At 65.6% G+C, this 25,444-nt stretch carries 21 protein-coding genes; 7 read left to right on the top strand and 14 right to left on the bottom strand.

Features of this window, described 5'->3' with window-relative positions:
* Positions 1-66: 66 nt before the first annotated feature.
* The 4 genes from IEX61_RS00570 to IEX61_RS00555 are packed head-to-tail and all read left to right on the top strand — an operon-like array spanning position 67 to position 3,052.
* On the top strand, positions 67-1,455 hold the full coding sequence (locus IEX61_RS00570) for a cbb3-type cytochrome c oxidase subunit I (protein ID WP_054669582.1): 1,389 nt from the start codon (positions 67-69) through the stop codon (positions 1,453-1,455).
* Between the two features lie 28 nt (positions 1,456-1,483).
* Positions 1,484-1,993, top strand: coding sequence for a cbb3-type cytochrome c oxidase subunit II (locus tag IEX61_RS00565; RefSeq protein ID WP_054669585.1), 510 nt, complete (start codon positions 1,484-1,486; stop codon positions 1,991-1,993).
* A gap of 25 nt (positions 1,994-2,018) precedes the next feature.
* On the top strand, positions 2,019-2,519 hold the full coding sequence (locus IEX61_RS00560) for a c-type cytochrome (RefSeq protein ID WP_054669589.1): 501 nt from the start codon (positions 2,019-2,021) through the stop codon (positions 2,517-2,519).
* Positions 2,520-2,557: 38 nt separating this feature from the next.
* A complete protein-coding gene (locus IEX61_RS00555) occupies positions 2,558-3,052 on the top strand; it encodes a DUF1269 domain-containing protein (protein WP_054669592.1) in 495 nt (164 codons plus the stop codon).
* Between the two features lie 8 nt (positions 3,053-3,060).
* Here IEX61_RS00555 and IEX61_RS00550 read toward each other — a convergent pair whose 3' ends face one another.
* The 3 genes from IEX61_RS00550 to IEX61_RS00540 all read right to left on the bottom strand — a co-directional run bounded on the left by IEX61_RS00550 (position 3,061) and on the right by IEX61_RS00540 (position 7,552).
* Entirely contained in the window at positions 3,061-4,764 is a 1,704-nt protein-coding gene (locus IEX61_RS00550) for a long-chain-fatty-acid--CoA ligase (protein WP_308423707.1), read from the bottom strand.
* Between the two features lie 229 nt (positions 4,765-4,993).
* Positions 4,994-6,481, bottom strand: a complete 1,488-nt coding sequence (locus IEX61_RS00545; RefSeq protein WP_054669594.1) for a spore germination protein — start codon at positions 6,479-6,481, stop codon at positions 4,994-4,996.
* 3 nt (positions 6,482-6,484) lie between these two features.
* Positions 6,485-7,552, bottom strand: coding sequence for an LCP family protein (locus IEX61_RS00540; protein ID WP_054669597.1), 1,068 nt, complete (start codon positions 7,550-7,552; stop codon positions 6,485-6,487).
* A 182-nt stretch (positions 7,553-7,734) separates the two neighbouring features.
* On the opposite strand from IEX61_RS00540, the gene csaB reads away from it, so the two are divergent.
* A complete protein-coding gene (gene csaB / locus IEX61_RS00535) occupies positions 7,735-8,844 on the top strand; it encodes a polysaccharide pyruvyl transferase CsaB (protein WP_188816507.1) in 1,110 nt (369 codons plus the stop codon).
* A gap of 50 nt (positions 8,845-8,894) precedes the next feature.
* Here csaB and IEX61_RS12590 read toward each other — a convergent pair whose 3' ends face one another.
* Together IEX61_RS12590 and IEX61_RS00525 are read right to left on the bottom strand one after the other, a co-directional pair.
* Entirely contained in the window at positions 8,895-10,133 is a 1,239-nt protein-coding gene (locus IEX61_RS12590) for a glycosyltransferase (RefSeq protein WP_188816506.1), read from the bottom strand.
* Positions 10,134-10,344: 211 nt separating this feature from the next.
* Positions 10,345-12,702, bottom strand: a complete 2,358-nt coding sequence (locus tag IEX61_RS00525) for an endonuclease MutS2 (RefSeq protein ID WP_188816536.1) — start codon at positions 12,700-12,702, stop codon at positions 10,345-10,347.
* 174 nt (positions 12,703-12,876) lie between these two features.
* Between IEX61_RS00525 and IEX61_RS00520 the strand changes: the two genes are divergently transcribed.
* The gene (locus IEX61_RS00520) at positions 12,877-13,251 is read left to right on the top strand and encodes a phage holin family protein (protein WP_054672656.1); all 375 of its coding nucleotides are present in this window, start codon (positions 12,877-12,879) and stop codon (positions 13,249-13,251) included.
* Between the two features lie 367 nt (positions 13,252-13,618).
* On the opposite strand, the gene polX is transcribed toward IEX61_RS00520, so the two are convergent.
* The 5 genes from polX to pheS form a co-directional block, all read right to left on the bottom strand.
* The gene (polX, locus tag IEX61_RS00515; RefSeq protein ID WP_306302997.1) at positions 13,619-15,337 is read right to left on the bottom strand and encodes a DNA polymerase/3'-5' exonuclease PolX; all 1,719 of its coding nucleotides are present in this window, start codon (positions 15,335-15,337) and stop codon (positions 13,619-13,621) included.
* Between the two features lie 66 nt (positions 15,338-15,403).
* A complete protein-coding gene (locus IEX61_RS00510) occupies positions 15,404-15,961 on the bottom strand; it encodes a CvpA family protein (protein ID WP_188816505.1) in 558 nt (185 codons plus the stop codon).
* Entirely contained in the window at positions 15,958-16,233 is a 276-nt protein-coding gene (gene zapA / locus IEX61_RS00505) for a cell division protein ZapA (RefSeq protein WP_054673363.1), read from the bottom strand. Before zapA ends, IEX61_RS00510 begins: the two co-directional genes overlap by 4 nt.
* A gap of 480 nt (positions 16,234-16,713) precedes the next feature.
* A complete protein-coding gene (gene pheT, locus IEX61_RS00500; RefSeq protein ID WP_188816504.1) occupies positions 16,714-19,140 on the bottom strand; it encodes a phenylalanine--tRNA ligase subunit beta in 2,427 nt (808 codons plus the stop codon).
* A 42-nt stretch (positions 19,141-19,182) separates the two neighbouring features.
* Positions 19,183-20,208 carry a phenylalanine--tRNA ligase subunit alpha gene (gene pheS, locus IEX61_RS00495; protein WP_188816503.1) on the bottom strand — a complete coding sequence of 342 codons (1,026 nt, stop codon included), beginning with the start codon at positions 20,206-20,208 and terminating at the stop codon, positions 19,183-19,185.
* A 568-nt stretch (positions 20,209-20,776) separates the two neighbouring features.
* Between pheS and IEX61_RS00490 the strand changes: the two genes are divergently transcribed.
* Positions 20,777-21,763 (top strand): ABC transporter substrate-binding protein, encoded by a 987-nt coding sequence (locus tag IEX61_RS00490; protein WP_054672533.1) that lies wholly within the window; start codon positions 20,777-20,779, stop codon positions 21,761-21,763.
* Positions 21,764-21,813: 50 nt separating this feature from the next.
* Here IEX61_RS00490 and IEX61_RS00485 read toward each other — a convergent pair whose 3' ends face one another.
* The 4 genes from IEX61_RS00485 to IEX61_RS00470 form a co-directional block, all read right to left on the bottom strand.
* Positions 21,814-22,413 (bottom strand): Sir2 family NAD-dependent protein deacetylase, encoded by a 600-nt coding sequence (locus IEX61_RS00485; RefSeq protein WP_256205629.1) that lies wholly within the window; start codon positions 22,411-22,413, stop codon positions 21,814-21,816.
* 127 nt (positions 22,414-22,540) lie between these two features.
* A complete protein-coding gene (locus tag IEX61_RS00480) occupies positions 22,541-23,365 on the bottom strand; it encodes an ABC transporter ATP-binding protein (RefSeq protein WP_054672537.1) in 825 nt (274 codons plus the stop codon).
* A 14-nt stretch (positions 23,366-23,379) separates the two neighbouring features.
* On the bottom strand, positions 23,380-24,417 hold the full coding sequence (locus IEX61_RS00475; protein ID WP_188816502.1) for a FecCD family ABC transporter permease: 1,038 nt from the start codon (positions 24,415-24,417) through the stop codon (positions 23,380-23,382).
* 1 nt (position 24,418) lies between these two features.
* Positions 24,419-25,423 (bottom strand): FecCD family ABC transporter permease, encoded by a 1,005-nt coding sequence (locus IEX61_RS00470; RefSeq protein ID WP_054672618.1) that lies wholly within the window; start codon positions 25,421-25,423, stop codon positions 24,419-24,421.
* Between the last annotated feature and the right edge of the window lie 21 nt (positions 25,424-25,444).

Below are 25,444 nucleotides of genomic sequence, written 5' to 3'. Positions count from 1 at the left end.
GCGCGCATAGTTCTTCCTTCCCTGGAAAACCCTAAGGATGATCTCACCGGGAAAGGAGCCACCGCCGTGCAACCCTCTGTCGAAAACACCTACCGCGTCGTGCGGTTCATGTTCCTGTCGTCCATCGTCTGGCTCTTGATCGGCATGACCTTCGGCTTGATTCTCGCCCTCAAGTACGTGTGGCCGGAATTCCTCGCCTTTGGGCCGCTGCAGAAATACCTGCAGTACGGCCGCATTCGCCCCATCCACACGAACCTCGTGCTCCTCGGCTGGCTGACGATGGCCTACCTGGGCGCCATGTTCTACATCATCCCGGCCCTCACGAAGACCCCCCTGCAGTACCCGCGCCTGGCGATGATCGGGGGCATCCTGTGGAACGTCTTCCTCATCGTCGGCGCCGTGGTGCTGATGAACGGCATGACCGACGTCATTGAGTACGCCGAATTCCCTTACTTTCTGGACATTGTGGCGGTCATCTTGATGGGCGTGATCGCGACGATTTGCTTCGCCACCATCGTCCGCCGGCGGGAGAAGAAGCTGTACGTCAGCCTGTGGTACTTCATGGGTTCCCTCCTGTGGCTGCCCCTCTTGTGGATCGTCGGCAACCTGCCGCCGAGCTGGATTCCGGGTGTGCCACGCTTCAACATGGCCTGGTTTTACGGGCACAACGTCATCGGGCTGTGGTTCACCACCGTTGGCGTGGGGATCATCTACTACCTTTTGCCCAAGCTGGCCAACAACCCGCTCTACAGCCACCGGCTGTCGCTCATTGGCTTTTGGACCATCGCCGCCTTCTACGTGTGGAACGGCCCGCACCACATCCAGAACGGCCCGGTGCCGGCGTGGTTGATGAAATCGGGGGTCATCCCCTCCGTGCTCATGATCATTCCGGTGTGGACCGTCGTGGCCAACTTCTTCGGCACGATGAAGGGCAAGTGGCACGTGGCGGCCACCAACATCCCGCTGCGCTTTTTGCTCACCGGGGTGATCTTCTACCTCATCACGTGCCTGCAGGGCCCGTTCCAATCCCTCATGGGTCCCAGCTCGGTCATCAAGTTCACAAACTGGGTCATCGGCCACGCCCACCTGCCCCTGTTCGGGGCCTTCTCCTTCGTCTGCTTCGCCGCCATCTACACGATTCTCCCCAAGATCACCGGGCGGCCCCTCAACAGCACGGCATTGATGAACGCCCACTTCTGGTTGTCCGTCGGCGGGTTTTTGCTCTTTGCCTCCAGCATGTGGACCGCCGGACTGATCCAGGGATTCGCGTGGATGTCCGGGAAACAGTACGGACCGGCCTTTGTGGAAGTGCTCGTCGCCCTTCGGCCTTACACCATGGCCCGGGCCCTTGGCGGCGCGCTGATGGTCATCGGCCAGTTCCTCTTCGCCTACAACGTCATCCGTTCGCTGGCTCCCGCGCGACAAGCGACCCATCCGACGGCCTCGACCGCCTGATCGCCTCACGCAAAAGGAGGGTGTGCCCATGGCGTCGTCCAAAGCGGAAAAGTCGATTGCGCCCATCGTGCTCGGGTCGTTGGCCCTGTTCCTGCTGGGGGTGATCGGCACCGTCACCCTCCCCTTCTACGACAGTTCCATGCAGAAACCCAACGCCAACGCCGAGCTGCGCCACTACGCGCCCAACACGCCCGAGGCGCGCGGCCGGGCCCTTTACATTCGGGAAGGGTGCCACGTTTGCCACACGCAGTTTGTGCGCCCCGTAAAGGCCGACAGCAACCTCGGCCCCGTCTCGGCGGCGGGCGACTACTTCTATGACGCGCCGCCGCTTTTGGGAACCGTGCGCACCGGCGCCGACCTGATGTGGGTGGGCAAGCGGTGGAACAAGGAATGGCTGATCCGCAACCTGAAAAATCCGCGCGAGATGCTGCCCGGCAGCAACATGCCCCGGTACGACTACCTGACAGACCAGGAACTTTCGGATCTGGCCGCGTACCTGATGAGCCTGCGCCCGGCGCCACAAGCGGAGGGGCGCTAAACCGAAGGGCACAAGGAGGAGAACCATGGACGAAAAGCGCGACGAGCGTTCTCGCCCAGGCGAGGAGAAACCTTCCACCCCCACCCTGCGCGCCCCGTGGGAAGACGACGACCTGCCCAGCCGTCCGGCTCCGGATCAAGAAGAACCCTTGGAAAACGTCGGCGGCATCCGCATGGGCAACGCGCGGGTTCCCCGCTTCCTCGCCGTTACGTACGCCGCGCTGGCCGTATGGGCCGTCGTCTACGCCCTGACGGCCACGCCGATCAACGACCGGCAGGAGACGGCGCAAAACCCGGCCGGAACCTATGATGGCGCCCAGCTCTTCCAGCAAAACTGCGCCGGTTGCCACAACGTGACCCCTGTCAACAAGGTCGGCCCCGGACTCGCCGGCGTCAGCAAGCGGATGTCCGACGCCGAGCTGGATCAGGTGCTGCGCAACGGGCGCGGACAGATGCCGGCACTCCCCAGCCTCGGCCTCAACGAGGACCAAATCAAGGCGATCAAGGAGTACCTGAAGACGCTCTAACATTCGGGGCGACAATCCGCCCAGAAAGGAGTTTGGCCATGAACCCCCATCTCATTGCCGCCTTTGACCGTCCCGCCGATGCCGAACGCGCCTTTCACGCCCTCACCGCCATCGTCGATCCGGCCGACCTTTCGCTGGTTGTGAGGGCCAACGATCTTCCCTCTTCTCCAGATGCTACGCGTGACGCCTCCAGCGACCCGATCACCGACGGCGTCGCGTGGGGAAGCGGCATCGGTGCCCTCGCCGGAGCCGCCTTCGGCCTCAGCGCCCTGCTCGTCCCCGGGGTCGGACCCGTATTGGCGATGGGCCCCCTTCTTGACGCCCTGGCCGGGGCGATGGCCGGCGGCGCCCTTGGCGCGCTTGTTGACCTCGGCCTCAACCGTTACACGGCCGAACGGATCGAGGAACACCTCAAATCCGGACGGTGTCTCGTGACCGTTGGCGTGCGCAACCCCGCGCAGCGCGACGCGATTGTGCGCACCCTCCGCGAACATGGGGCGACGGAAATCCATGAAGAGTCCGTTTTATCGTAACCTTCTCGTCAGGATTCCTTCGACGTTGCCGCCGCAACTTCCTCCCGCTTGCCCCGCTCTTCTTCCTGCAATACGCGGCGCAGCACCTTGCCTACAGCGGACTTGGGCAACTCCTGGCGAAACTCGTAGATGCGCGGCACCTTGTACGCCGCAAGCCGCTGGCGGCAAAACGCGTCCAGCTCCTGTTCCGTGACATGGGCGCCGTCCTTCAGCACGATGAAGGCTTTCACCGTCTCCCCTCGATACGGATCGGGAACGCCGATGACCGCCGCCTCGCGCACCGCCGGGTGCTCGTACAGCACCTCCTCCACCTCGCGCGGGTAGATGTTGTATCCGCCGGCGATGATCATGTCCTTCTTGCGATCGACGATGTAGAAATACCCGTCCTCGTCCATGTACCCGAGGTCACCCGTCAACAGCCACCCATCGCGGAGCACGGCCGCCGTCTGCTCCGGCTGGTTCCAGTACCCTTTCATCACCTGCGGGCCGCGCACGGCCACTTCGCCGATCTGGCGCGGCGGGAGGGGCTGTCCCGTCTGGGGATCGACAATGCGGCAGTCGGTATCCGGCCACGGCACGCCGATGCTGCCGGCGACGCGTCGGCCATCGATCGGGTTGGCGTGGGTAACCGGCGACGTCTCCGTAAGCCCGTACCCTTCCACGAGGCGCCCACCTGTAAGCGCTTCAAATTTTTGTTGCACGTCGACCGGCAGCGGTGCCGACCCGCTGAGGCACGCCTTGATCGACGACAGGTCATAGCGCCGGATGTCGGGGTGGTTGATGAGGGCCACGTAGATGGTCGGCGCTCCAGGAAAGAGGGTTGGCCGCTCTTTTTCGATCCGCTTCAGCACCTCGTTCACGTCAAACTTTGGCACCAACACCATCTTGGCCGCCGTGCGCACGGCAAAATTCATCACCACGGTCATGCCGTAGACATGGAAAAAGGGCAACACCCCCAAAATCACTTCTTGGCCGTACGCCACGTTTCCCATCCACGCAATGCATTGTTCGGTGTTGGCCACCAGGTTGCGATGGGTGAGCATGGCTGCTTTGGGCGTCCCCGTTGTTCCTCCCGTGTACTGGAGCAAGGCCAGATCGTCGCGGGGGTCGATGGCCACCGGTTCCGGCTCGGGCGGGTAGGCGCGCAGGAGATCCATCAGGCGCCACACGCCGTCCGCATCCTTCGGAATGCGAACCCATTGCCCTTGGCGGCGCTGCATCCAGGGGTAGAGCACGTTCTTGGGAAAGGGCAGGTCATCCTTCAAACTGACCGTGATGATGCGCCGCAGGGACGTTTTTCCGCGCACGTTCCACACGCGCGGAAAGAGCTGGTCCAGCACGAGGATCGTTTCCGCCCCGGAATCGGCGAGCTGGTGTTCCAGTTCGCGCTCCGTGTACAGCGGGTTCGTCTGCACCACCACGGCACCGGCCAGGAGCGCGCCATAGTAACCGATCACGCTGGCCGGACAGTTGGGCAGCATGATGGCCACGCGATCGCCCTTCTGCACACCGAGGGCCTGCAGGGCGCGCGCCAGCCGCTTGGCACGGTCGGCCACTTCCGCATACGTCAAATTCTTTCCAAAAAAGCCGATTGCCGGCCGGTCCGGCGCCCGCTCCGCCGCGTCCAACAGATAGTGGAACAGCGGCACATCGGGATACGACAGCGTCGGCGGCACGCCTTTGGGATAGTGGCGCAACCACGGTTTGTCCATCCCCATCCCCCCGTCCTTTTGCTCCTTTGGGTTGCGGCAAGTTGGCCAAACACCCGCATCATGGGTGCTACGGGTGGTCTATGCGCGACGGCAACGACGCATGCCGACAATGAATGGTCAATCACCTATAGAAATTATAACATGCCCCATTTTCCCTTCAAATACGAATTTCACGTCATTTCTGTCGCGCGGTGCTTGGACTCCCGGATGGGGACGCGCCAGCGCCCGTTTACCTGGGATTGGGACGCTGGCGATCGGTGTCCCCCGCGGTGATCACGCGGAAGCGGTGCCGGTTGGCGGGAACGGGGGTACGCACGAACACCTGCCACAGCGCCCGCGCGTGAAAGGGCAACAAAGGCCACAGGTACGGCGTGTTCAGGGAACGCGTCGTGGCCAGCACGGCAAACCAGCCGACAAGCCCCAACAGCAGCCCCCACGCGTGTCCCACCCACACCAAGACGAGCAGGGCCAAGCGCACCAGGCGGTTGGCCAGCCCGAGCTCGTAGCTGGGCGTCGCAAAGGTGCCGACGGCGGCGATGGCAATGTACAGCACGACCTCATGGGTAAACAGCCCTACCTTGACCGCCGTCTCGCCGATGAGCACAGCCGCAACCAGGCCCATGGCCGTAGCCAGCGCCGAGGGCGTATGAATGGCCGCCATGCGAAGGGCGTCGATGCCCAGCTCTGCGGCGAGGAACTGCCAGAACAGCGGAACCTTGCCCTTGTCCCGCAGGTCAACCACCTCGTCCACAGCGGGCAGCAGCGCCGGCTCCAGGACCGCGAGCAACCACAACGGCGGCAGGAAGACCGAGGCGAGCATCAGCAAAAAGCGCACCCAGCGCAAATAGACGCCGACCACCGGTTTTTGGCGGTACTCCTCGGCATGCTGAACGTGATGAAACAGCGTCGTCGGCGTGATCATCACGCTGGGGGATGTGTCGACGTAAATCAAGACGTGGCCTTCCAACAGGTGCACCGCGGCCACGTCGGGGCGCTCCGTGTAGCGCACCATGGGGTACGGGTTCCACCATCGCTTGAACAGGTACTCCTCAAGGGTTTTTTCCGCCATCGGCAGCCCATCAATGTCCAAATCCTGCAGACGCCGCCGCAGCTCGTCAACCAGCTCCGGATCGGCCAGGTCCTCCATATACGCCAACACGATGTCGGTTTTCGAGCGCCGACCAACGCTGAGGTGCTCCATGCGCAGCGACGGGTCACGCAACCGTCGGCGCGTCAGGGCGGTGTTGAAAATGATCGTTTCGACAAACCCGTCGCGCGACCCGCGCACGACGCGCTCCAAGTCGGGCTCCTCCGGACCGCGGGCCGGATAGGTGCGGGCGTCGATGATCACGGCGGACGCCTTCCCGTCTATCAGTAGGACGAGCGGGCCCGACAACACCGCCGTGACCACCTCTTCCATCCGATCGGTTTCCCCGAGTTCGATGTAGGCCAGATGCTGGGTGAGCAGGCGGCGCACCGCGGCGACGGACAGGTCCTCGGGACGCAGGGTGGCCAGGTGGCGCATCACCTGGGTCATGATGTCGTCTTTGGCAAGCCCGTCCACGAAGTACAGGGCACACGCCTTTTCGCCGTAGACGAGTTGACGGTGGAGCACATCAAAGCTTTTGCCAACGCCAAGCACCGCGTTGAGGACCGCCACGTTTTCGTGAAGGGAAGGAGAGAGTTTTCGGGTTTCCAAATCCTTGGGAATCGCCACCGCTCATCCCTCCGCTCGCGCCCTTGACCGGCTTTGCCGTTCGGGTTCCCCTTCCGTTTTCCTCGGTTCCCCCTGATGCGCTTCCCCTTCGAGAACGGCCCGCAGCTGTGCGGCCGCCGCCCGTCGCGTGCGTTCCGACACAAAGGTGTACCAGACGCGCCGGCCGCGGGACGTGCGCACGAGGCGGTCCTCGCCGCGCAGGGTGTCCAACTGGAGGCTCTTTTCCGACACGCCTCCGGCAAAAGCCCGCGCAAGGCGGAAGACCTGGGCTGTTGTCAAATCGGTGTGGACATGGTCGCGAAGAATGTTCAGCACGGCAAACAGGTGGAGCCACGTGCGCAGGTCGTTCGCCTTGTCGGCGAGCGCGCGCAACACCTCCTGCTGCCGGCGTATGCGCTCAAAATCGCTGTCGCTGCGGCCGACGTCGCTCAGGCGGTAGCGCACGTACCCCAATGCCTGGTCGCCATTGAGCACCTGCCTCCCGGGATACAGGTCAATCGTCGTGCCGTCGGCGGGATCGTGGTATTTCATGGGCTTGGCCACGTTCACCTCCACGCCGCCTAGCTCGTCCACCAGGCGACGAAAACCGGCAAAATCGACGACGACATAATGGTGAATCGGAAGCACCAAAAGCCGCTCCAGGGTCGCCTTCACCAACACCGGGCCGCCGTACGCCATCGCGTGGTTGAGCTTGTCGGGGCCGCGCCCCGGGATGTGCACGTACGTATCTCGCGGAATGGAGACGACGTAGGCGCGCCTTGTGCGGGGATTGATCGCGGCCACCATCACGGTGTCCGCCCGCGAACGCCGCTCCCCGCGCGAATCGATGCCGAGCACCGCCACCGTAAACGGCTCTCCTGGTGACGTGGCCTCAGCGGCGCCCACCGGTGGTGGCGACACGGTCGCCTGCCAAGGAACCTCAACGGCGCGCGGCTGCGGCTCGTTCCCACGCGCACCCATCTGATCGTACCGCCACGCGGCATAGCCGCCGATTCCCAACAGGGCGATCCCTCCACACACGAGCAGCTCCAACACCCACTGCCGCGCCCGCGATCGACCCGCCCCGCGCATTCGGGTCGCCTCCTTGTCCCTTTGGCAAAACATGCGATACAATTACCGTTGTTATCGAAAAATCGTCATCTTCCAGTATGTCCACGGTCGTCGTGCCGCCGCGGGGCATGGGGCATTCAACTTTTTCCATCCGAACCGCATGCGCCATGCGCGCGGGATGCGGCCAAAGGAGGCGGGTGCACTTGCACGTCGTCCTATCCGGTTATTACGGGTACAACAACGCGGGGGACGAAGCGATCCTGCACGCCATCGTGTCGTCGTTGCGCCGGTTTGACCCCGCCATCGCCATCACCGTGCTGTCGGCTCAGCCGGAGGCCACAGCACGCCTGTACCGCGTCAACGCCGTGCACCGGATGGACCCGCTCTCCGTATACCGCGCGCTGAGGAACGCCGACGCCCTGGTGAGCGGCGGCGGAAGCTTGCTTCAGGACGCCAGCGGCTTTCGATCCATTCCGTATTATGCCGGAATCATTGCCATGGCCCAGTGGTGCCGGCAGCCCGTGTTCATCTACGCCCAGGGCATCGGCCCAATTCGCCAGCGGCGATTTTATCCCTTAATCCGCTCGACGTTTCGGCGCGCTGCGTACATCTCCGTGCGAGACGAGGGATCAGCCAAGCTGCTGGCCGAACTGGGCATCGCCCGCGACCGCATCGAATTGGTCGCCGACCCGGTGTTGACCTTACAGCCGGCTCCCTCCCAGGAAATCGACGCCATCGTCGCGTCGCACAACCTGGCCGCTCCCTTTGTCGCCGTCAGCGTGCGCCATTGGCGAAACAATCGCTTTCTCGCCGAAGTTGCCGCCGCATTGGACCGGCTGGCCGAACGCGGTTACGCCGTCGTCCTCCTGCCCCTGCACCCGCCAAACGACGTGCGCGCTTGCCAAACGGTGCAACGCTTGATGCGCCGCCGCAAACAAACCGTGCTGCTCGACAGCCCGCTCACGCCACCCCAATGGTTGGGCCTCATCGGTCGGGCGGCCCTTGTCATCGGGGTGCGCCTTCACGCGTTGGTTTTCGCCGCCGCGCAGCATGTGCCCATGGTCGGCATCTCGTATGACCCGAAAATCGACCATTTCCTGCGCCAACTGGGCGACGCGCCCGTCGGGACCACCGAAACGGTGTCCACTGCTGCGCTGGTCGAAGCCGCCCTGCGCAAGCTTGAAGCGGGCGAAGAGGAACGAAGACGTCTGGCGGCCCTCGTCACCCCCTTACGCGAGCTGGCCTGGCGCCCGGCGCAGGCCATCGTCGACCATTTTCGCGTGAACCGCACTCCGTCAACGATGACGCCTTAGCCGCGAGAAAACCCCAAGCTCCCTCACACGTGCAAAAAAGCCGCCACGGATTACCCTTCCGTGACGGCTTTTTGCTGTCTGGCCCTCCCTGCGCGCATCATCACGAGGCTGTCGAGAATCGCCGCCAGCCGGCGCGCCCGCTCCCTCCACGGCAAAGCGGCAGCAGCCTCCGCCGCGCGACGGCGCGGTGCCGCCACCCCGCGCTTCCACAAGCGATAGGCGCGGTAAAAGGCAAGGCGAAAGGCGGCCATGTCGTCCGCTTCGACCCAGTGCGCCGCCACGCCCGCGCGGGCCAATTCCGCCGCCTCCTCGCGGCTGGCCACCGCCAACACCGGACGGCCACAGGCGGCGTAATCGCCCACGTGGTCGGGCAGGACGATCCCGCGCCGGCCGCCTCCCACGTACAAGAGCAGGTTGGCCCCGCGCATGGCCGCCAGCACGGCGTCCCTGTCCACCGCGGTCTGGATGGTCAACCAGGGCTTCCGCGCCCCCTGCGCCCACTGCTGGGCATCGGCGAAGCGGGCATCGCGCCCTTCCGCAACCAGGCGAACCGCCCACCGCTCGCGGCGAAACACGGGCTCGCGATGCAACGCCTCCAGGGCGCTCAGCACGGGCATCAGGCCGCACGGCGGGTCGTCCAACCCGTATCCGCCCACGTGGACGGCGACAAAGCCCTTCGCCCGTTCTTCCGGCGGCGTGCCCCTCCATTCGCCCGGATCAAAACCGGGTGGAATCACCGCGAGGTCCGGGGGATCCGCCACCGGCTGTAGCGCGGCAGCGAGGGCCGCCGACGGCACGGTAAGCGCGTCGGCACCGCGCAGCGCCGCCCGATACAGCGACCGCCACAGGCGAACCGTCCGCCCGCCTCCCGTATCGTCCTGCACCCAATCCGGCAGGGTGGGAACGTCGGCCAGCCACGGCAAACCTGTGCCCCGCTTCAGGCGCCACGCGGCGGCGTGCGCCCACCACGCGCTCCCCGTCGACAGAATCGCCTGCACGGCAAAGCGCTTCGCCACACGCGCGGCAACCCGCGTCACGCCGAGCAGCCAGCGAATGCCCTGGGAGGATGCCCCCGTTCGGCCGATGAGCGGCGGATCCACCACGCGCACCACCGCAAGGAGACGCCGCGCCGTGTTTTCGTCGAGGGCCACCGCGTCCCCCTCCGGATGCACGACAACCGGCTCCCAGCCCCATTCGCCGAGATGGGCCGTCAGCCGGGCTGCGCGCAGCGCCCCGGCATCGCCCGTTGCCCCCAATCGCTCGACCAGGACAAGCACCCGTCGCGTCATACAAGCCCTCCGGTCTACGCGAAATACGCCCAATACAGGGCTCCCCCAAGCAAGAAAATCGCCGCGACGATCAGCAGCCATTTGGATAGCCGTTCCAGAAACATGGGCCATCTCCCTTCCCCGCTGTCGCCTTGGGTCACCCGGCCATCGCCGTGCTTTCTGCACCCTACCGGTACACCCAGCCGTCGGCCCTGCGCGCCGACGAAACGCGCTAGCCCAGCTCCACCACCGTCACGCCCGATCCGCCCTCGCCAGGACCGCCCAAGCGGAAGGCGCGCACGTGTTTGTGCCGCTTGAGGAACTCCTGGACGCCGCTGCGCAGGGCGCCGGTCCCCTTGCCGTGAATGACGGTGACCTGGTGCAGCCCGGCCATCAGGGCGCGATCGAGATACTGGTCCAGCTCCACGAGCGCTTCCTCCACGGTATGCCCGCGAAGATCGAGCTCGGGCGACACCGCGCTTCCGCCGCCCTTCACCGCCGCGACCGGCACCCATTCCTCCTGCGGCTCTCCCTCAAGGAGCTCGAGGTCCCGTTCCTTCACCTTCACCTTCATCAGCCCGACGGACACCAGCCACTCCTGGTCCCCGGCCTTCTCGAGCACCGTGCCCTTCTGGTCAAGGGTCAGCACGCGGACGGTGTCGCCTTCGCGCACCGGTCGCGGATTGGCCTTCCGTGCCGGGCGCGGAGGCGCCTCCCGCGCAAAGCGCACGCGCGCGCGGTCCAGCTGGTTGCGCAGGGCGATGAGGCGGTGTTCGCGGATGGACGCCTGTTCCGCCTTGGCCTGCTCGCGCAGCTCGGCCAGAATAGCCTCCGCTTCCCGCCGTGCCCTCTCCACCGCCTGGTTCGCTTCTCGCTCCGCCTTTTCGAGCAGGCGGTTCTTTTCTTGGGCAAACCGCTCCCGTTCCCGCGCCAGCTCGTCGCGCAGGCGTTCCACTTCCCGCCGCAGCCGCTCGGCTTCTTGCCGCTCGGCCTCCGCGCGCCTCTGGTTTTCCTCCAGCGAGGCGATCATCGCCTCTACGCGCCGCTCGTCTTCGCCAAGCTGGCTGCGGGCCGCGGTCACGATCTCTTCGGGCAGCCCCAACCGCTGGGCGATGGCGAAGGCGTTGCTTCGTCCGGGCACGCCGATGAGCAGGCGGTAGGTGGGGCGCAGCGTTTCGGCGTCAAACTCCACGCTGGCGTTCATCACGCCGGTCCGGTTGTAGGCGTACGCCTTCAGCTCGCTGTAGTGGGTGGTGGCCACCGTGCGCACGCCACGGCGGTGCAGGTAGTCGAGGATGGCCGTGGCGAGGGCCGCCCCCTCCGTCGGATCGGTTCCGGCGCCCAGCTCGTCGAGGAGCACGAGGCTGTTTGCGTCGACCCGCCGGAGAATGCGGATGATGTTGGTCATGTGCGATGAGAAGGTGCTGAGGCTCTGCTCGATGCTCTGCTCGTCGCCGATGTCGGCGTACACGCCGGAAAAGACGGCCACGTCGCTGTCCGCCTCGGCCGGGATGTGCAGCCCGGCCAGGGCCATGAGGGTGAGAAGGCCGATCGTCTTGAGCGTCACCGTCTTCCCGCCGGTGTTGGGACCGGTGATGACAAGGGAGGTGAACGTTCGCCCCAGCTCCACGTCGATGGGCACCACCCGGTCCCTGGGGATGAGCGGATGGCGGGCGCGGCGCAGCACCAGGTAGCCCTTTGTGTTGAGGGCCGGCTTGCCGGCGTCTTGCTCCCGGGCAAGATGCGCCTTGGCGAAGACAAAGTCGAGCTGGCCGAGCGTTTCGGCGTTGGCGAGCAGCGCCTCGCCCGCCGCCGCCACCTTGGCCGACAGCTGCGCCAAGATGCGCGCGATCTCCCGCTCCTCGCGCCGCTGCGCCTCCCGCAGCCGGTTCCCCAGGGCAACGACGGCCTGCGGCTCGACAAACAGCGTGGCCCCGGAAGCCGATTGGTCGTGGACAATCCCCCCGAACGCCCCGCGGTGCTCCTGTTTCACCGGCAGCACGTACCGCCCGTTGCGCACCGTGATCAAGGGCTCTTGCAACAGTTTCTGGGTGGCCGGATTGCGGATGAGGCCCTCCAGCGTCTCGCGGATGCGGCTTTCCAGGGCGCGGATCTCCGCGCGAATGGCGCGCAGCGCGGGGCTGGCCGAATCGAGCACCTCGCCGTGCTCGCCGATGGCCTCGCCGATGGCCTGTTCCAGATCGGCCAGGCTGACCAGCCGCTCGGCCAGCGCCCGCAGGTGCGGGTACGTGCCGTCCGCAGTGGCCTTGAGGAGAAACGCCTTCAGCCGCCGCCCCGTTTTCAGCGTTTGGGCGATGGCGACGAAGTCATCGGGAAGCAGCGTGCCGCCCTTTTGCGCCCGGCTGACCAGGGGGCGAATGTCGCGCACGCCGGCCAGCGGGACGGCGTCGTGGTGGCGCAAGAGGCGCGCGGCTTCCGCCGTCTCGTCCTGCCACGTCCGCACGACGGCCGGGTCCGTCGACGGCCGCAGCGCCTCCGCCTTTTCCCGGCCGAGCGGGGACACCGTCTTTTCGGCTAGCGCGGCGAGAATTTTGGGGAATTCCAAGACCTCTAGCGCCCTTTCGTCAATCATCGTCTCCTCCTGACCCGTTGGCGTATCACGCGTCGTTCTCCATCCCATTATAACCCGCCTCGCCGCGCATGTCGGAATGGCAAAAGCGAACGTTTTCCATGGCGCGCGGGTATAAACGGCGCGCGAACGGGAAACGTTAAAGCTGAACAATCGCGAAGGAGGACAACACCCATGCGCTGGTTAGGGTTGGTGGTTCGCTTTATCGTTTCCGCGCTCGTCCTTTTGTTTGTCGGGTACATCGTGCCAGGCTTTTCGGTGTTCGGATTTGGCAACGCCATCATGGCCGCGCTCGCCATCGCCGTCATCGGCTGGGTGATCGAGCGCTTTTTCGGGGACAACATTTCCCCCTACAGCCGCGGGATTGTCGGCTTCTTGGTCAGCGCCATCGTCATCTATGCCACCCAGTACCTGGTTCCCGGCGTGCGGGTCACCATTCTGGGGGCCCTGCTGGCCGCCCTGGTCATCGGGATCATCGACCTGTTCATCCCCACGCCGTTCCGCTTTTCCCGCAGTGCCCGACAAAACGGAAACGGCGCGAACAAGTAACCGCCAGGCGCCTATGCCCGACCGCATACAAAAGCCGCCCAGGGAAAGGGCGGCTTTGCTGCGTGAGCGGTTCCTCTATCAGAAGAAATCATCGTTAAAGAGGAACAAGAGAATCAGGATCACGATGATGATGGAGAACAGCCCTCCACCAAAAATCCCCCGTCGATGCGACATGGTTCCACCTCCTTCTCCTTCCTTTGGGGTCGACCCGGTTCCGCGCGAGGCTTGCGCCATCCCCTCGCGGTCGACCCTATCTCACTCTATGATCGCCTTGTCTTTCTTGAAGTCGTCAAAGACCTAACGATCTACGATTTTTGTTTTTCCGTTTAGGCTACAATACCGCTCATAAATGAAAAGCGCCGAAACGTCAGCCGTTTCGACGCAGGTAGGCGAGAAGCGCATCCAGCGGGCGGGTGTTGAGGACATCGGTTTTCTCCAGCCATCCGCGCCGCGCCGTGCCAACTCCGGCGCGGATGTTGTCCAGCTCCGCCACGCTGTGGGCGTCGCTGCCGATGGCAATCGGCACCCCCAGCGCCTTGGCGCGGCGCAGGTGCTCCGGCTTCAAATCCAGCCGGTTGGGGTTGCTGTTCAGCTCCAGGGCCGTTCCCGTCTCCCGGGCCGCCTCGAACACGGCGTCAAGGTTGAGGGGGTAGGGATCGCGTCGCGCGATGAGCCGCCCCGTCGGGTGGGCAATGATGTCCACGTGCGTGTTCTCAATGGCCCCGATGATCCGCTTGGTTAAGGTGTCCGCGTCTTGGCGGAAGCGCTGGTGAATCGACCCGATCACCACGTCCAGCTCTTTCAGCACGTCGTCGGGATAATCCAGGCGGCCGTCGGGGAGGATGTCCATTTCCACGCCGGTGAGGACGGCAAAGTCGTCCCACCGCTTGTTCAGGTCGGCGATCGCCTCGCGCTGTGCGGCCAGTTCCTTGGGCGACAGGCCGCCGGCAATTTTCAGCGATTGGGAGTGGTCGGTCACGGCGATGTACGCGTACCCGCGCAGGCGAGCCGCTTCGGCCATCTCCTCGATCGTGTTGCCGCCGTCGCTCCAGGTGGTGTGCAGGTGCAGGTCGCCGCGCACGTCGGCCTCCGCAATCAAACGCGGCAGGCGGCCCGCTTCGGCCGCCTCGATCTCGTCCTCCCCTTCGCGCAGCTCCGGCGGAATGTAGGGCAAATCGAGGGCCGCGTAGAGCGCCTCCTCCGACGCAAAGGCGATGCGGCGCCCGCTGGCTGCCTCTTCCGCCCCATACTCGCTGAGCGAAAGCCCCTTCGCCTTGGCCCGCTGGCGCAGGCGGACATGGTGTTCGGCCGAGCCGGTGAAATGGTGCAGGGCGCTGGCGAAGGCCTCCGGCGGCACGAGGCGGAAATCCACCGTCACCGGCCAGGTCAGGTCCAGCTCCACGGACACCTTGGTCGGGCCCTTGGCGATCACCCGCGCCACACCGGGCATCGCCGCCAGGGCATCGGCCACCTCCTCGGGCAACGCGGTGGCAACCACAAAGTCGAGGTCTTTCACCGTCTCCTTCCATCGTCGCAGGCTCCCGGCGCGGGAAAAGCGGGCCACGGCCTCCAGGCTCGCCAGGTGCTGCTCGATCGCTTCGGCGACGGGCAACACGTACGCCAGCGGCAGGCGCTCGGGCCGCTGGGTGGCGGCACGAAGGGCCTGGCGCAGGTTTTGCTCCGTCTTGGCCCCAAAACCCGGCAGGGCGCGCACGCGCTGTTCGTTCAGCGCCTTCTCCAGATCGGCCAGCGAGGTGATGCCCAGTTCCCGATACAGCACGCCGATCTTCTTCGGCCCCAGCCCGGGGACGCGCAGGAGGGCGAGAAGGCCAGCGGGAATCTTCGCCTCCAGCTCCTCAAGGAGCGTCGAACGGCCTGTGGCCACAAGCTCGTCCACCACGGCGGCCACGCCCTTGCCCACACCCGGAAGCGCGGTCACGTCAGCCAGTTCGGCCACCGGCTGGCGACAGGTCTCAATGGCCTGGGCGGCGCGACGGTAAGCATTGGCACGAAACGGGTTGTCGCCCTCGATGTCCAGGAGATCGGCAATCCGCCGGAGCACGGCGGCGATGTCGCGGTTGTTCACGTCGGGTCCTCCTTGTGCGGGCATGTTCCGGATAGCCGTCTATAGGGTGCAGGTGGCGCCATCGTTTTACACCGTGTTCGCCGGCCCTCCTGGCGCGGGAAGCCATCCGTCCAACAGCCACCGCATGAGGGCGGCGGTCCAGGAAAAGACCTGCTGGGCGCAGGCGGAATCGGCCAGCATCGCCGCCACGCCGGGATGGGGGACGAGGCGCAGCAGGTTCAGCACGAGGGCCGCGGCCAATGCATATTCGGCCAGCGCGAACAGGGCACCGCCGGCGCGGTTGAGGCCGCTGAGCACCGGCAAGGCGCACAGCCCCTCGAGGACGCGCGCGGCAAACCGGACGGCCAGGCGGACGGCCAGCACGATGCCCACAAACGCGAGGACGAGCGCCATGACCCTCCCCAGTGCGGAGGAGCCGCCCGTCACCAGGGCCCCGGGTCCCAAAGCCGGAAAACGGTCCGCCAAAAGAGCGGCCACGTCGGACGCATAACGACGCGCCACGAGCAGGGCCGCCACCAATCCAACAAGGTTCATCGCCTGCCGCACCAGCCCGCGGCGAAAGCCCACGGCCGCGCTCAAGAGCCCCAAACCGAGCACCACGAGGTCCAGCGTTCGCCCGCTCATTCGCGCGGAACCGACGCCACCGGCGCGCGCTCCTGCGCCAGCAGGCGCTCGTACGCCTCCTTGAGCTTGAAATACTCGCCGGCGATGTTGAGCGCGGCCAAAATGGCCAGCCGCGTCACGTCCAAACGCGGGTTGGCCGCCGCGATCTGGCGCATCGTGTCGTCGACGTGACCGGCCACCATGTGCAAAAAGGCTGCCGGTTCCGTGCTGACGACGGTGTAGTGCTGGCCGAAAATCTTGACGCGCAGTCTCGTTTTCCCCGCGTCCTGCACCGGGATTGGGCCTCCTTTGTCGCGCCTTGGGATGGTTACCCAAATTATACGATATTCGCGGCGCACCGCCAAAATTTTCGTCGCCCCTTCGCCGCCGTTCGACAAGACAAAAAAGGCTGTCTCAAAAGAGGAACCCCGAAGGATACGGGAGACACGATTCGCTGTGAAGTTACCGTCACCCGTTATGAACGGAAGGAAAGCAAAGCGGAAATCGCTGCCGCTGTGGCGTGCTTTAACCAGGAGGGAAAGAAGATATTGGAAGGCTCGTTTGAAGGGATCATCAGGCTCTAGACAAAAAGGGGCTGTCCCAAACGTCTAACGACCAAGGACGAGCCCCCTCTTTTTCCTAAAAATGTAGAAGAGATCGCGTACTTTTGAAAGCGGCGGTTAGAAGAGGGGCTATCCCCAGGAGATTTCTCTCCTTTTGGGACAGCCCCGGCCCCGTTCCCTTGCTGGCATTCGGGACGAATAGGCAGCGCGCTAGCCGCGCAGCTTGGCCCCGTGCGCGCGCTCGAGGGCGGCGACGATTCTCTCGTGGGCCGCCGCCACCTCCTCGTCGGTCAGCGTGCGCGCCGGGTCGCGGAACACAAGGGAGAAGGCGACGCTCTTTTGGCCTTCCGGAATCGGCTCCCCGGTGTAGACGTCGAAGAGGGTTACCGCCTCCAGGATGTCCCCGCCCGCCTCGCGAATCACCGACTCCAGCGCCGCCGCCGGCACGTCGCGGTCGACGACGATGGCCAGGTCGCGCAGCACGGCCGGCACCTTCGGCAGCGGCGCAAAGCGGCGCGTCGAGGCGGCCAGGCCCACCAGGGCATCAAGGTCCAGCTCGAACACGTAGGTTTCCGCCAGGTCCCACGCCGCCTGCGTCTCCGGGTGCAGCTGCCCGACATACCCGAGCACCGTCTGGCCGGCCTTGACGCGCGCCGTCCGTCCCGGATGCAGGCCCGCCCGCGATTCCGGCTCGAACACGACCCCGCCAATGCCCAGTTCGGCCAGGAGAAACTCCACCACGCCCTTGGCGTGATAGAAGTCCACCTTCTCCCGCTTTTCGGCCCAGTGCACCGGGGCGGCATGCCCGGTCAGCGCCGCGGCGACGAGCAGGCGCTCCTCCGGCAGGCGGCTTACGCGCGCCTCGGACGTCCAGAAGACGCGCCCGATTTCAAAGAGCCGCACGTCCTCGTTTTTGCGCGCCCGGTTATAGGCCACGGCGTCCAGCAGGTGCGGCACGAGGGTGGTGCGGAGCACGCTCCGCTCCTCGCTCATCGGCATGGCCAGGGCGATCGGGCGCACCCCGTCGCGCAGCGGGGCCACGCGCGCCGCGCGCTCGGGGTCGGTGAGCGAGTAGGTGACCGCCTCGGACAGCCCGGCCTGCTGTAGGAGACGACGCACGCGGCGGCGCAGCGCCTGCGCCCGCGTGAGCCGGCCCGCAGTGGTGGGGCCCTCGATCATCGTCGTCGGGATGTGGTCGTAGCCGACGAGGCGCGCCACTTCCTCCACGAGATCGATCTCCGTCGTCACGTCCGTCCGGCGCGTGGGCACGGTAACGGCCAGCGTCCCGTCGGGCTGCGCGTCGACGGCAAAGCCCAGGCGGCGAAACACCTCGCCCATCTCCGCGTCGCTCAGGGCCGTGCCGAGCAGGTCGTTGACGCGCCGCGGACGCACGGCGATGACGCGCGGCGCCTCCGTGCGCACGACGGCCTCGACCACGCCCGGCGCGACGCGGCCCCCGGCCAGCTCCGCCAAGAGGCGCGCGGCGCGGTTGAGGGCGGGGATGACGCGGCCCGGATCGACGCCCTTTTCAAAGCGCAGCGCCGCCTCCGAGCGGATGCCCAGCTTGCGCGACGTGCGCCGCACCGACGCCGGAACGAAGTACGCCGACTCGAGGAGCACGTCGACGGTAGCGTCGCGCACCTCCGAATTGGCGCCGCCCATCACGCCGGCGATCCCTATCGCCTTCGTGCCGTCGGTAATGAGAAGCGTCTGGCCGTCCAGGACGCGCTCCACCTCGTCCAGCGTCACCAGCCGCTCGCCTTCACGGGCCAGGCGCACCACAATGTTCCCTCCGGCGAGGGCGCCATAATCGAAGGCGTGCAGCGGCTGGCCGTACTCGAGCATCACGTAGTTCGTCACGTCGACGACGTTGTTGATCGGCCGGATGCCGGCGGCCATCAGCCGGTTCTGCAGCCACTGCGGCGAAGGCCCGATGCGCACCCCGCGCACCAGCCGCGCCGCATAGCGGTGGCAATGGTCCGGCGCCTCGATGGCCACGCGCACCGCGTCTGCCGCCGGCGCCCCTTCCTCGGGCACCTCTTCCGGCGGCAAGGTCACGGACCGGTTCAAGATGGCGGCCACCTCGTAGGCGACGCCGAGCAGGCTTAAGCAGTCGGCGCGGTTGGGCGTCAGGTCCAGCTCCAGCACCACGTCGTCCAGCCCCAGGTGCGCCGCAGCATCGGCCCCCACCGGCGCGTCGTCGGCAAGCACGAGGATGCCGTCGCGCATCGCACGGGGAATCACCTTGTCGGGGAGCCCCATCTCTTGCCCGGACAAGATCATCCCCTGCGACGCGACGCCGCGGAGCGTCGCTTCGCCGATGGTCCGCCCGTCCGGCAAGCGCGCGCCGGGCAGGGCGACGGCCACCTTCTGCCCCGCGGCAACATTGGGCGCCCCGCAGACGATCTGCAGCGGCGCGCCGCGGCCGACATCCACCCGGCACACGCGCAGCCGATCGGCCTGCGGATGGGGCGCGCATTCGAGAACGTGCCCGATCACCGCGCCTTCGAGGCCCGCATTGCGCCGCTCGATCCCCTCAACGGCCACGCCGCTGCGGGTGAGCTTCTCCGCCAACGCTTCCGGCGGCAGGTCGGCGATGTCCACGTATTGCCCCAGCCAGCGGAGCGAAACGCGCATGTCGATCCCTCCTCGATTGTCGGTGGAAACGCGCTTCCCGCGTTAAAACTGCTCGAGAAAGCGCACGTCGTTCGTGTAGAAATGGCGGATGTCGTCGATGCCGTACTTCAGCATGGCGATGCGCTCCACGCCCATGCCAAAGGCAAACCCGCTCACCTGCTCGGGATCGTAGCCTCCGGCGCGCAGGACGTCGGGGTGCACCATGCCGGCCCCCAGGATTTCCAGCCAGCCCGTCTCCTTGCACACGCGGCAGCCGCGCCCGCCGCACATGACGCAGGTGATGTCCACCTCGGCGCTCGGCTCGGTAAAGGGGAAATAGCTCGGCCGCAGGCGGATCGCCACATCGGCGCCGAACATTTCCCGGGCAAAGGCGAGCAGCACGCCCTTGAGGTCGCTCATGCGGATCCCCCGGTCCACCACCAGGCCTTCCACCTGCATGAACTGGTGGGAATGGGTGGCGTCGTCATCGTCCCGGCGGTACACCTTGCCGGGGCAGATGATCTTCACCGGCACGGCACCGCCCTTCGCCTCCATCGTGCGGATCTGCACCGGCGAGGTGTGCGTGCGCAGCAAAATCTCCTCGGTGATGTAGAAGGAATCCTGCATGTCCCGCGCCGGATGCCCCTTCGGCAGGTTGAGGGCCTCAAAGTTGTAGTAGTCGCTCTCCACCTCCGGCCCCTCGGCCACCTCAAACCCCAATCCGATGAAGATGTCCTCGATTTCCTCGATCACCTGGAGGAGCGGATGGCGCGCCCCGATCGGAATGGGCCGCCCCGGCAGCGTGACGTCGAGGCGCTCGGCAGAAAGGCGCGCCTCCAGCGCCGCCCGCTCGAGGGCCGCCTGCCGTTCGGCCAGCGCCGCCTCCAGCGCCCGCCGCACCTCGTTGGCCAGCTCCCCGACCCGGGGCCGCTCCTCCGGCGGCAGGCTGCCCATGCCGCGCAAAATCTCCGTCAGGGCGCCCTTCTTGCCCAGATAGCGCACGCGCAGCTCCTGCAAGGCGCGCACGTCCCGCGCCGCGGCAATCCCCGCCAGCGCCTCCTTGCGCAACGCCTCCAATCGTTCGCGCATGTGGCCGTCCCTCCTGCACACGGTTTTTCGCCTTTTTCCCGTATCGGCATCGACGACGCGCGAGCACCGCCGGCCAAACAAAAATCCCCTCGCCCCAGGGACGAGAGGATCGCGGTACCACCCTAGTTCGCGACGACAGGCCCACGGTAAGGCGCGTCGTCCGCCCTTCGTTGCGATAACGGCACAGGGCCGGTACCCCCTACTGGGAAGCGCGGCGCTTGCCGGCGGCCATCGCACCCGCACCATCCGGCCGCGGTCCTTGCCCGCCAATCGGCGGCGCGCCGTGACCGCTTCGGTTCAGGGGACAGCTCGGGAGGGAATTCGGCGAGGTGCGCCTTAGGGGCGCTTCCAGTCTCGGGCGACCCCCTCCCTGGAAGGCGCGCCGCTCGCCTACTCGTCTCCGTCATCGCCGTTAGGCAGGTTCCGTTGTCTTCGGCCGTCGTTGCTCTTTATTGTACACGCGGCGAAGAAAAAGGCAAGAGAAGAAAAGATATTGACAATCACTCTCAAGCACGATACGATGAGACTCGGATTGATGATAAGAATCATTTTCATAGGAGGGCGTCTCATGATCCAAGCGGGTTCCCGTCGCATCCGGTTTTCCCTACTCGCCACGGTGCTGGCCATGGCGCTGCTCGCAACCGGCTGCGGCACAAAGCCGGAGGCCCAGCCGGCCAACACCGGCGCGAGCGCGGGTTCCAACAGCGAAGGGTACGTGGTCAAGCACGCGATGGGCGAAACACGGATTCCCAAGACGCCGGAACGCATCGTCGTACTGACCAACGAAGCCACGGAGGCGATCCTGGCCCTGGGCATCAAGCCGGTGGGGGCCGTCAACTCGTGGGTGGGCGACCCGTGGTACGACCACATCGCCAAGGAGATGGAAGGGGTTCAGCCGCTCGGCAAGGAAGACCAGCCGAACCTGGAAGCGATCGCCGCGCTGAAGCCCGATCTGATCCTGGGCACCAAGATGCGCCACGAAAAGATCTACCCGCAGCTTTCCCAGATCGCGCCGACGGTCTTTTCCGAAACGATTCGCGGCAAGTGGCAGGAAAACTTCAGGCTGTGGGCGGAAGCGGTCAACCGCAAGGCGGAAGGGGAAAAAATCCTGGCCGAGTGGGACAAGCGGATCGCCGACTTCCGGCAAAAGGCCGGCGACAAGCTGAAGATGAAGGTTTCCCTCGTCCGCTTCATGCCCGGCCGCGTGCGCATCTTGTACAAGGACACCTTTGCCGGGAGCATCCTCGAGGAAATCGGCTTTGCCCGCCCGCCGGCCCAGGACAAAAACGAGTTCGCCGCCGAAGTGTCGAAAGAGCGCATCCCGGAAATGGACGGCGACATCCTCTTCTACTACACCTACGAAACCGGCGATGGAAAAGCCTCGCAGCTGGAGAAGGAATGGACGAACGACCCGCTGTGGACGAACCTGTCCGTCGTGAAAAACGGGAAGGCGTACAAGGTGGACGACGTCATCTGGAACACCGCCGGCGGCATCAAGGCGGCCAACCTGCTCCTCGACGACCTGTACAAATACGTCCTGAACACCAACCCCTGACGTCAGGCAAACGGACACCCCCCCTCGGTGCCGACAAACCGAAGGGGGGTTCAATGCCTTGAGGTTAATTTTCCCTTAATACCGGAAATTGCATCACGAATGGCGCCGCGGATAACCAGATCGAAATGATGATCCATGGGCGTCTCGTCACGATTGATCAACACTTTTTTCCCTTGTGCATACAAGGGAAGCGCATTGGCCGGAGAAACCTCCAACGATGTTCCAATCGCGACAAAGAGATCCGCATGTTGAATGCGTTCCACAGCTTCAGGAAAATGTTGGACCGGATCCCCGAAAAGAACAACATCGGGTTTGAGGATGGAACCACACACGCCCTTTGGACGTTCCCGCGTACAACGGGGAACTTCTTCTTCTCTCGGGAGTGAATAGACGGTCTTGCATTTCGGGCATGTTGCAGAAAAGAGCGTGCCGTGAAGTTCCAATACGTTTTGGCTTCCGGATTTCTGGTGAAGCCCATCGATGTTCTGGGTAATGACCACAATATCCTTTCCCATATTCTCCAGTTCTGATAAAAAAAGATGAGCTTCATTGGGGTTGGCCTTCGCCAATTCTTCAATGGGAAAAACTTGACGAAACACTTTCCAAAACTCCTTGGGACGCTGATGAAAATACGATGCGCCGGGATTCACGAATCCATTTGGCGAGCGTATTGAGCTGTTCCATGATAAGACGCCTCCTTTTCTATGTTTGGATAAAAACCAGAAACCCTCCAAAAACAAACGCCCGTTTCAACGGGCGCTGTTTTTCTTTTGTTGTTTAAACCGCATGACCCGTGTTGGGCTGAGCCGCAACGGCCGGCACAAAGCGGCTGTGCGGAATGCACAGCGGCGTGCCGTAGAGGGGATCGGGCACCACTTTGCAGTCGACCCCGAAAACCTCCCGCACCAGATCCTCGCTGACGATCTCCTCCGGCGCGCCCTGGGCGTAAACCGCCCCGTCGCGAAGGACCACCAGGTGATGGGCGTACCGGCAGGCCAGGTTGAGGTCGTGCAGCACCATGACGATGGTGCGCCCCTCCCGCGCGTTCAAGGCTGCCAAGAGGTCCAAGATTTCGATCTGGTGGGCCAAATCGAGGTAGGTGGTTGGCTCATCCAAAAGGAGGATCGGCGTTCCCTGGGCCAGGGCCATGGCGATCCAGGCCCGTTGGCGCTGCCCCCCCGAGAGGGCGTCGACGGGGCGATCGGCATGGGCGACCATCCCCGTCCATTCGAGGGCCTGCCGCACCATGCGCTCGTCCTCCTCGCTCCATTGGTTCAGCCAATTCTGGTACGGGTAGCGCCCCTGTTTGATCAGCCCGAGCACGGTCAACCCTTCCGGCGCCACCGGGCTTTGCGGCAGAATGGCCAGCTGCTTGGCCACCTCGCGGGTCGGCAGCTTGGCGATGGCCCGGCCGTCGAGGTACACGGCGCCCCCCTGCGGTTTGAGGAGCCGAGCCAACGCGCGAAGCAGCGTCGACTTGCCGCATCCGTTGCGGCCAATCAGCACGGTGATCTTCCCCGGCGGCACGCGCAGGTCGAGCTGATCCAGGACAATCGCATCGCCGTACGCCACGGTTAGCTGGCGGCTTTCCAGCATGGGCATGACCGCGCTCCCCCCTAACGGTTTCGATGGCGAACGAGCAGGTACAAAAAGAACGGTGCGCCGACCGCCGCCGTGAACACGCCCACCGGGATGTCCAGCGGGGCAAAGGCCGTTCGCGCCACGGTGTCGGCCGCCACCACAATCAGGCTGCCGATGAGGGCCGACGCGGCCGCCAGCGGGCCGAAGGAGGGACCCACCAGCTGCCGCGCGATGTGCGGCGCCAGCAGGGCCACAAAGCCGATCGCCCCGCCGACGGCGACGGCCGCGCCGCACAGCGCCGCGCACAGCATGAGCAAAAACAGGCGCTGCCTCGAGACGGCCGCCCCCACGCCGGCGGCCACCTCATCACCCAGCTGCAGGGCGTTGACGTGTCGGGCGCTGACGGCCACCAAGAATGTGAGCACCGCGAGCCAGGGCGCCAACAGCCCCACGTCGATCCACGCGGTCCCGTAAATGCTGCCCGTCAACCACACCATCGCCTTTTGCGTGAGGTAGATGGGGCTCTTGACGACGAGCAACGTGGTCAGCGCCGCCGTGGCCGCCTTCAGCCCGATGCCCACCAAGACGAGGCGAAAGGTGGAAACCCCGGCCTTCCAGGCGATGAGATAGAGGAACAGGGCGATGGCCATGGCCCCGGCGAAGGCAAACGCGGGGAGCCACAGGATTCTGAGCCCTTGCCCATAGACGAGGAAGGCCACCGCCGCCACGGCGGCCCCGCCGGTCACCCCGAGGATGTCCGGCGAGGCGAGCGGATTGCGAAACAGGCCCTGCAGGATGGCCCCCGAAAGCCCCAGCGCTGCGCCCACCATCAGGCCGACCAGGATGCGCGGCAGGCGAAGCGTTTGCACGACAAAGACGTGGGGCTCGGCGCCATAGCCCCACAAGGCCCGCACCACGTCCATCGGCGAAAGCGCGAGGGATCCGGCGCCCAAACTGGCGACGGCCACCGCCGCCGTGGCCGCGGCAAGGAGCGCGACCACCGCCACCGCCCGCTTCCCCACCTGAACGGAAACGGGCGGGCGGCGCAGGCGCAGCGTGACGAATCCGCGCATGCTACCTCCGCTCCCTTCTCGCCAGGGCGATGAACACCGGAGCGCCGATCAGGGCGGTCATCACCCCGATGGGCAGCTCCTTGGGCATGGCCACGTAGCGCCCCCCGATGTCCGCAGCGAGGAGCACGATGGCCCCCAGAAGGCCGCTGTACACCGCCTGCCACCGCAGGCGAAACCCCACCAGCGCCCGCGCGGCGTGTGGGGCCACCAGCCCGACAAAGCCAATCGGTCCGGCGATGGCCACGGAACTGCCGGCCAACAGGACGATGACGACACCCGTGACCACCTTCACCCGCATCGTGCGCTGGCCAAGGCTGCGGGCCACGTCCTCGCCCATCATGAGGACGCGCAGCGGGCCGGCCACCCAGACGGCGCCCAGCCAGCCGAGGACCATGTACGGCAATACCGGGAGAAACCGTTCCAGGTTGCGTCCGGCCACCGAACCCTTCAGCCAAAACAGGACCTCGTCCAGCGCCCGTTCGTTCACCGTCAGGAAACCGCTCGTCACCGACTCGCAGAGGGCCCAGACGGCCGCCCCGGCCAGCGTCAGCTTGAGCGGCGTCATTCCGTCACGCCCTAGCGAGCCAAGCAGGAGCACCCCGAGCCCGGCGCACGCCGCCCCCACAAAGGCCAGCGCCGTAAACGCGGCAAGCGAGCTGATCGAAAAGACGCTGACGGCCACCACGATGGCCAAGGCCGCGCCGGCGTTCAGCCCAAACACTTCCGGATCGGCCAGCGGGTTGCGCGTCAGCATCTGCAGCAAGGCGCCGGCCATCCCCAGGCTCGCGCCGACGGCCAAGGCGATCGCCGTGCGGGGCACGCGCACCTCGGTGATCACCAGGTGCTCGTTGCTTCCGTTAAACTGGGTGTACGCCTCGATCACCGTGCGCCAGCTCGTGGCCAGCGCGCCATAGGATACGCTGACGGCCGCAAGCAGGGCGAGCACAAGCAGGCCAACCATCAGGCCGGCGGCACGGCGCGCAGGCGTGGACAACAAGCCGGTCATCCTTTTGCGCCACCTTCACAA

Origin of the sequence: Calditerricola satsumensis (genome assembly GCF_014646935.1) — a bacterium.
Taxonomy (GTDB): domain Bacteria; phylum Bacillota; class Bacilli; order Calditerricolales; family Calditerricolaceae; genus Calditerricola; species Calditerricola satsumensis.
This window is presented reverse-complemented; position numbering and strand designations above follow the sequence as displayed.

Excerpts from the sequence above, each read along its gene's own strand:
- IEX61_RS00565 (WP_054669585.1), top strand. The coding sequence starts at position 1,484 with ATGGCGTCGTCCAAAGCGGAAAAGTCGATTGCGCCCATCGTGCTCGGG.
- IEX61_RS00560 (WP_054669589.1), top strand. The coding sequence starts at position 2,019 with ATGGACGAAAAGCGCGACGAGCGTTCTCGCCCAGGCGAGGAGAAACCT.
- IEX61_RS00555 (WP_054669592.1), top strand. The coding sequence starts at position 2,558 with ATGAACCCCCATCTCATTGCCGCCTTTGACCGTCCCGCCGATGCCGAA.
- IEX61_RS00550 (WP_308423707.1), bottom strand. The coding sequence starts at position 4,764 with ATGGACAAACCGTGGTTGCGCCACTATCCCAAAGGCGTGCCGCCGACG.
- IEX61_RS00540 (WP_054669597.1), bottom strand. The coding sequence starts at position 7,552 with ATGCGCGGGGCGGGTCGATCGCGGGCGCGGCAGTGGGTGTTGGAGCTG.
- IEX61_RS12590 (WP_188816506.1), bottom strand. The coding sequence starts at position 10,133 with ATGACGCGACGGGTGCTTGTCCTGGTCGAGCGATTGGGGGCAACGGGC.
- IEX61_RS00520 (WP_054672656.1), top strand. The coding sequence starts at position 12,877 with ATGCGCTGGTTAGGGTTGGTGGTTCGCTTTATCGTTTCCGCGCTCGTC.
- IEX61_RS00510 (WP_188816505.1), bottom strand. The coding sequence starts at position 15,961 with ATGAGCGGGCGAACGCTGGACCTCGTGGTGCTCGGTTTGGGGCTCTTG.
- pheT (WP_188816504.1), bottom strand. The coding sequence starts at position 19,140 with ATGCGCGTTTCGCTCCGCTGGCTGGGGCAATACGTGGACATCGCCGAC.
- pheS (WP_188816503.1), bottom strand. The coding sequence starts at position 20,208 with ATGCGCGAACGATTGGAGGCGTTGCGCAAGGAGGCGCTGGCGGGGATT.
- IEX61_RS00490 (WP_054672533.1), top strand. The coding sequence starts at position 20,777 with ATGATCCAAGCGGGTTCCCGTCGCATCCGGTTTTCCCTACTCGCCACG.
- IEX61_RS00480 (WP_054672537.1), bottom strand. The coding sequence starts at position 23,365 with ATGCCCATGCTGGAAAGCCGCCAGCTAACCGTGGCGTACGGCGATGCG.
- IEX61_RS00475 (WP_188816502.1), bottom strand. The coding sequence starts at position 24,417 with ATGCGCGGATTCGTCACGCTGCGCCTGCGCCGCCCGCCCGTTTCCGTT.
- IEX61_RS00470 (WP_054672618.1), bottom strand. The coding sequence starts at position 25,423 with ATGACCGGCTTGTTGTCCACGCCTGCGCGCCGTGCCGCCGGCCTGATG.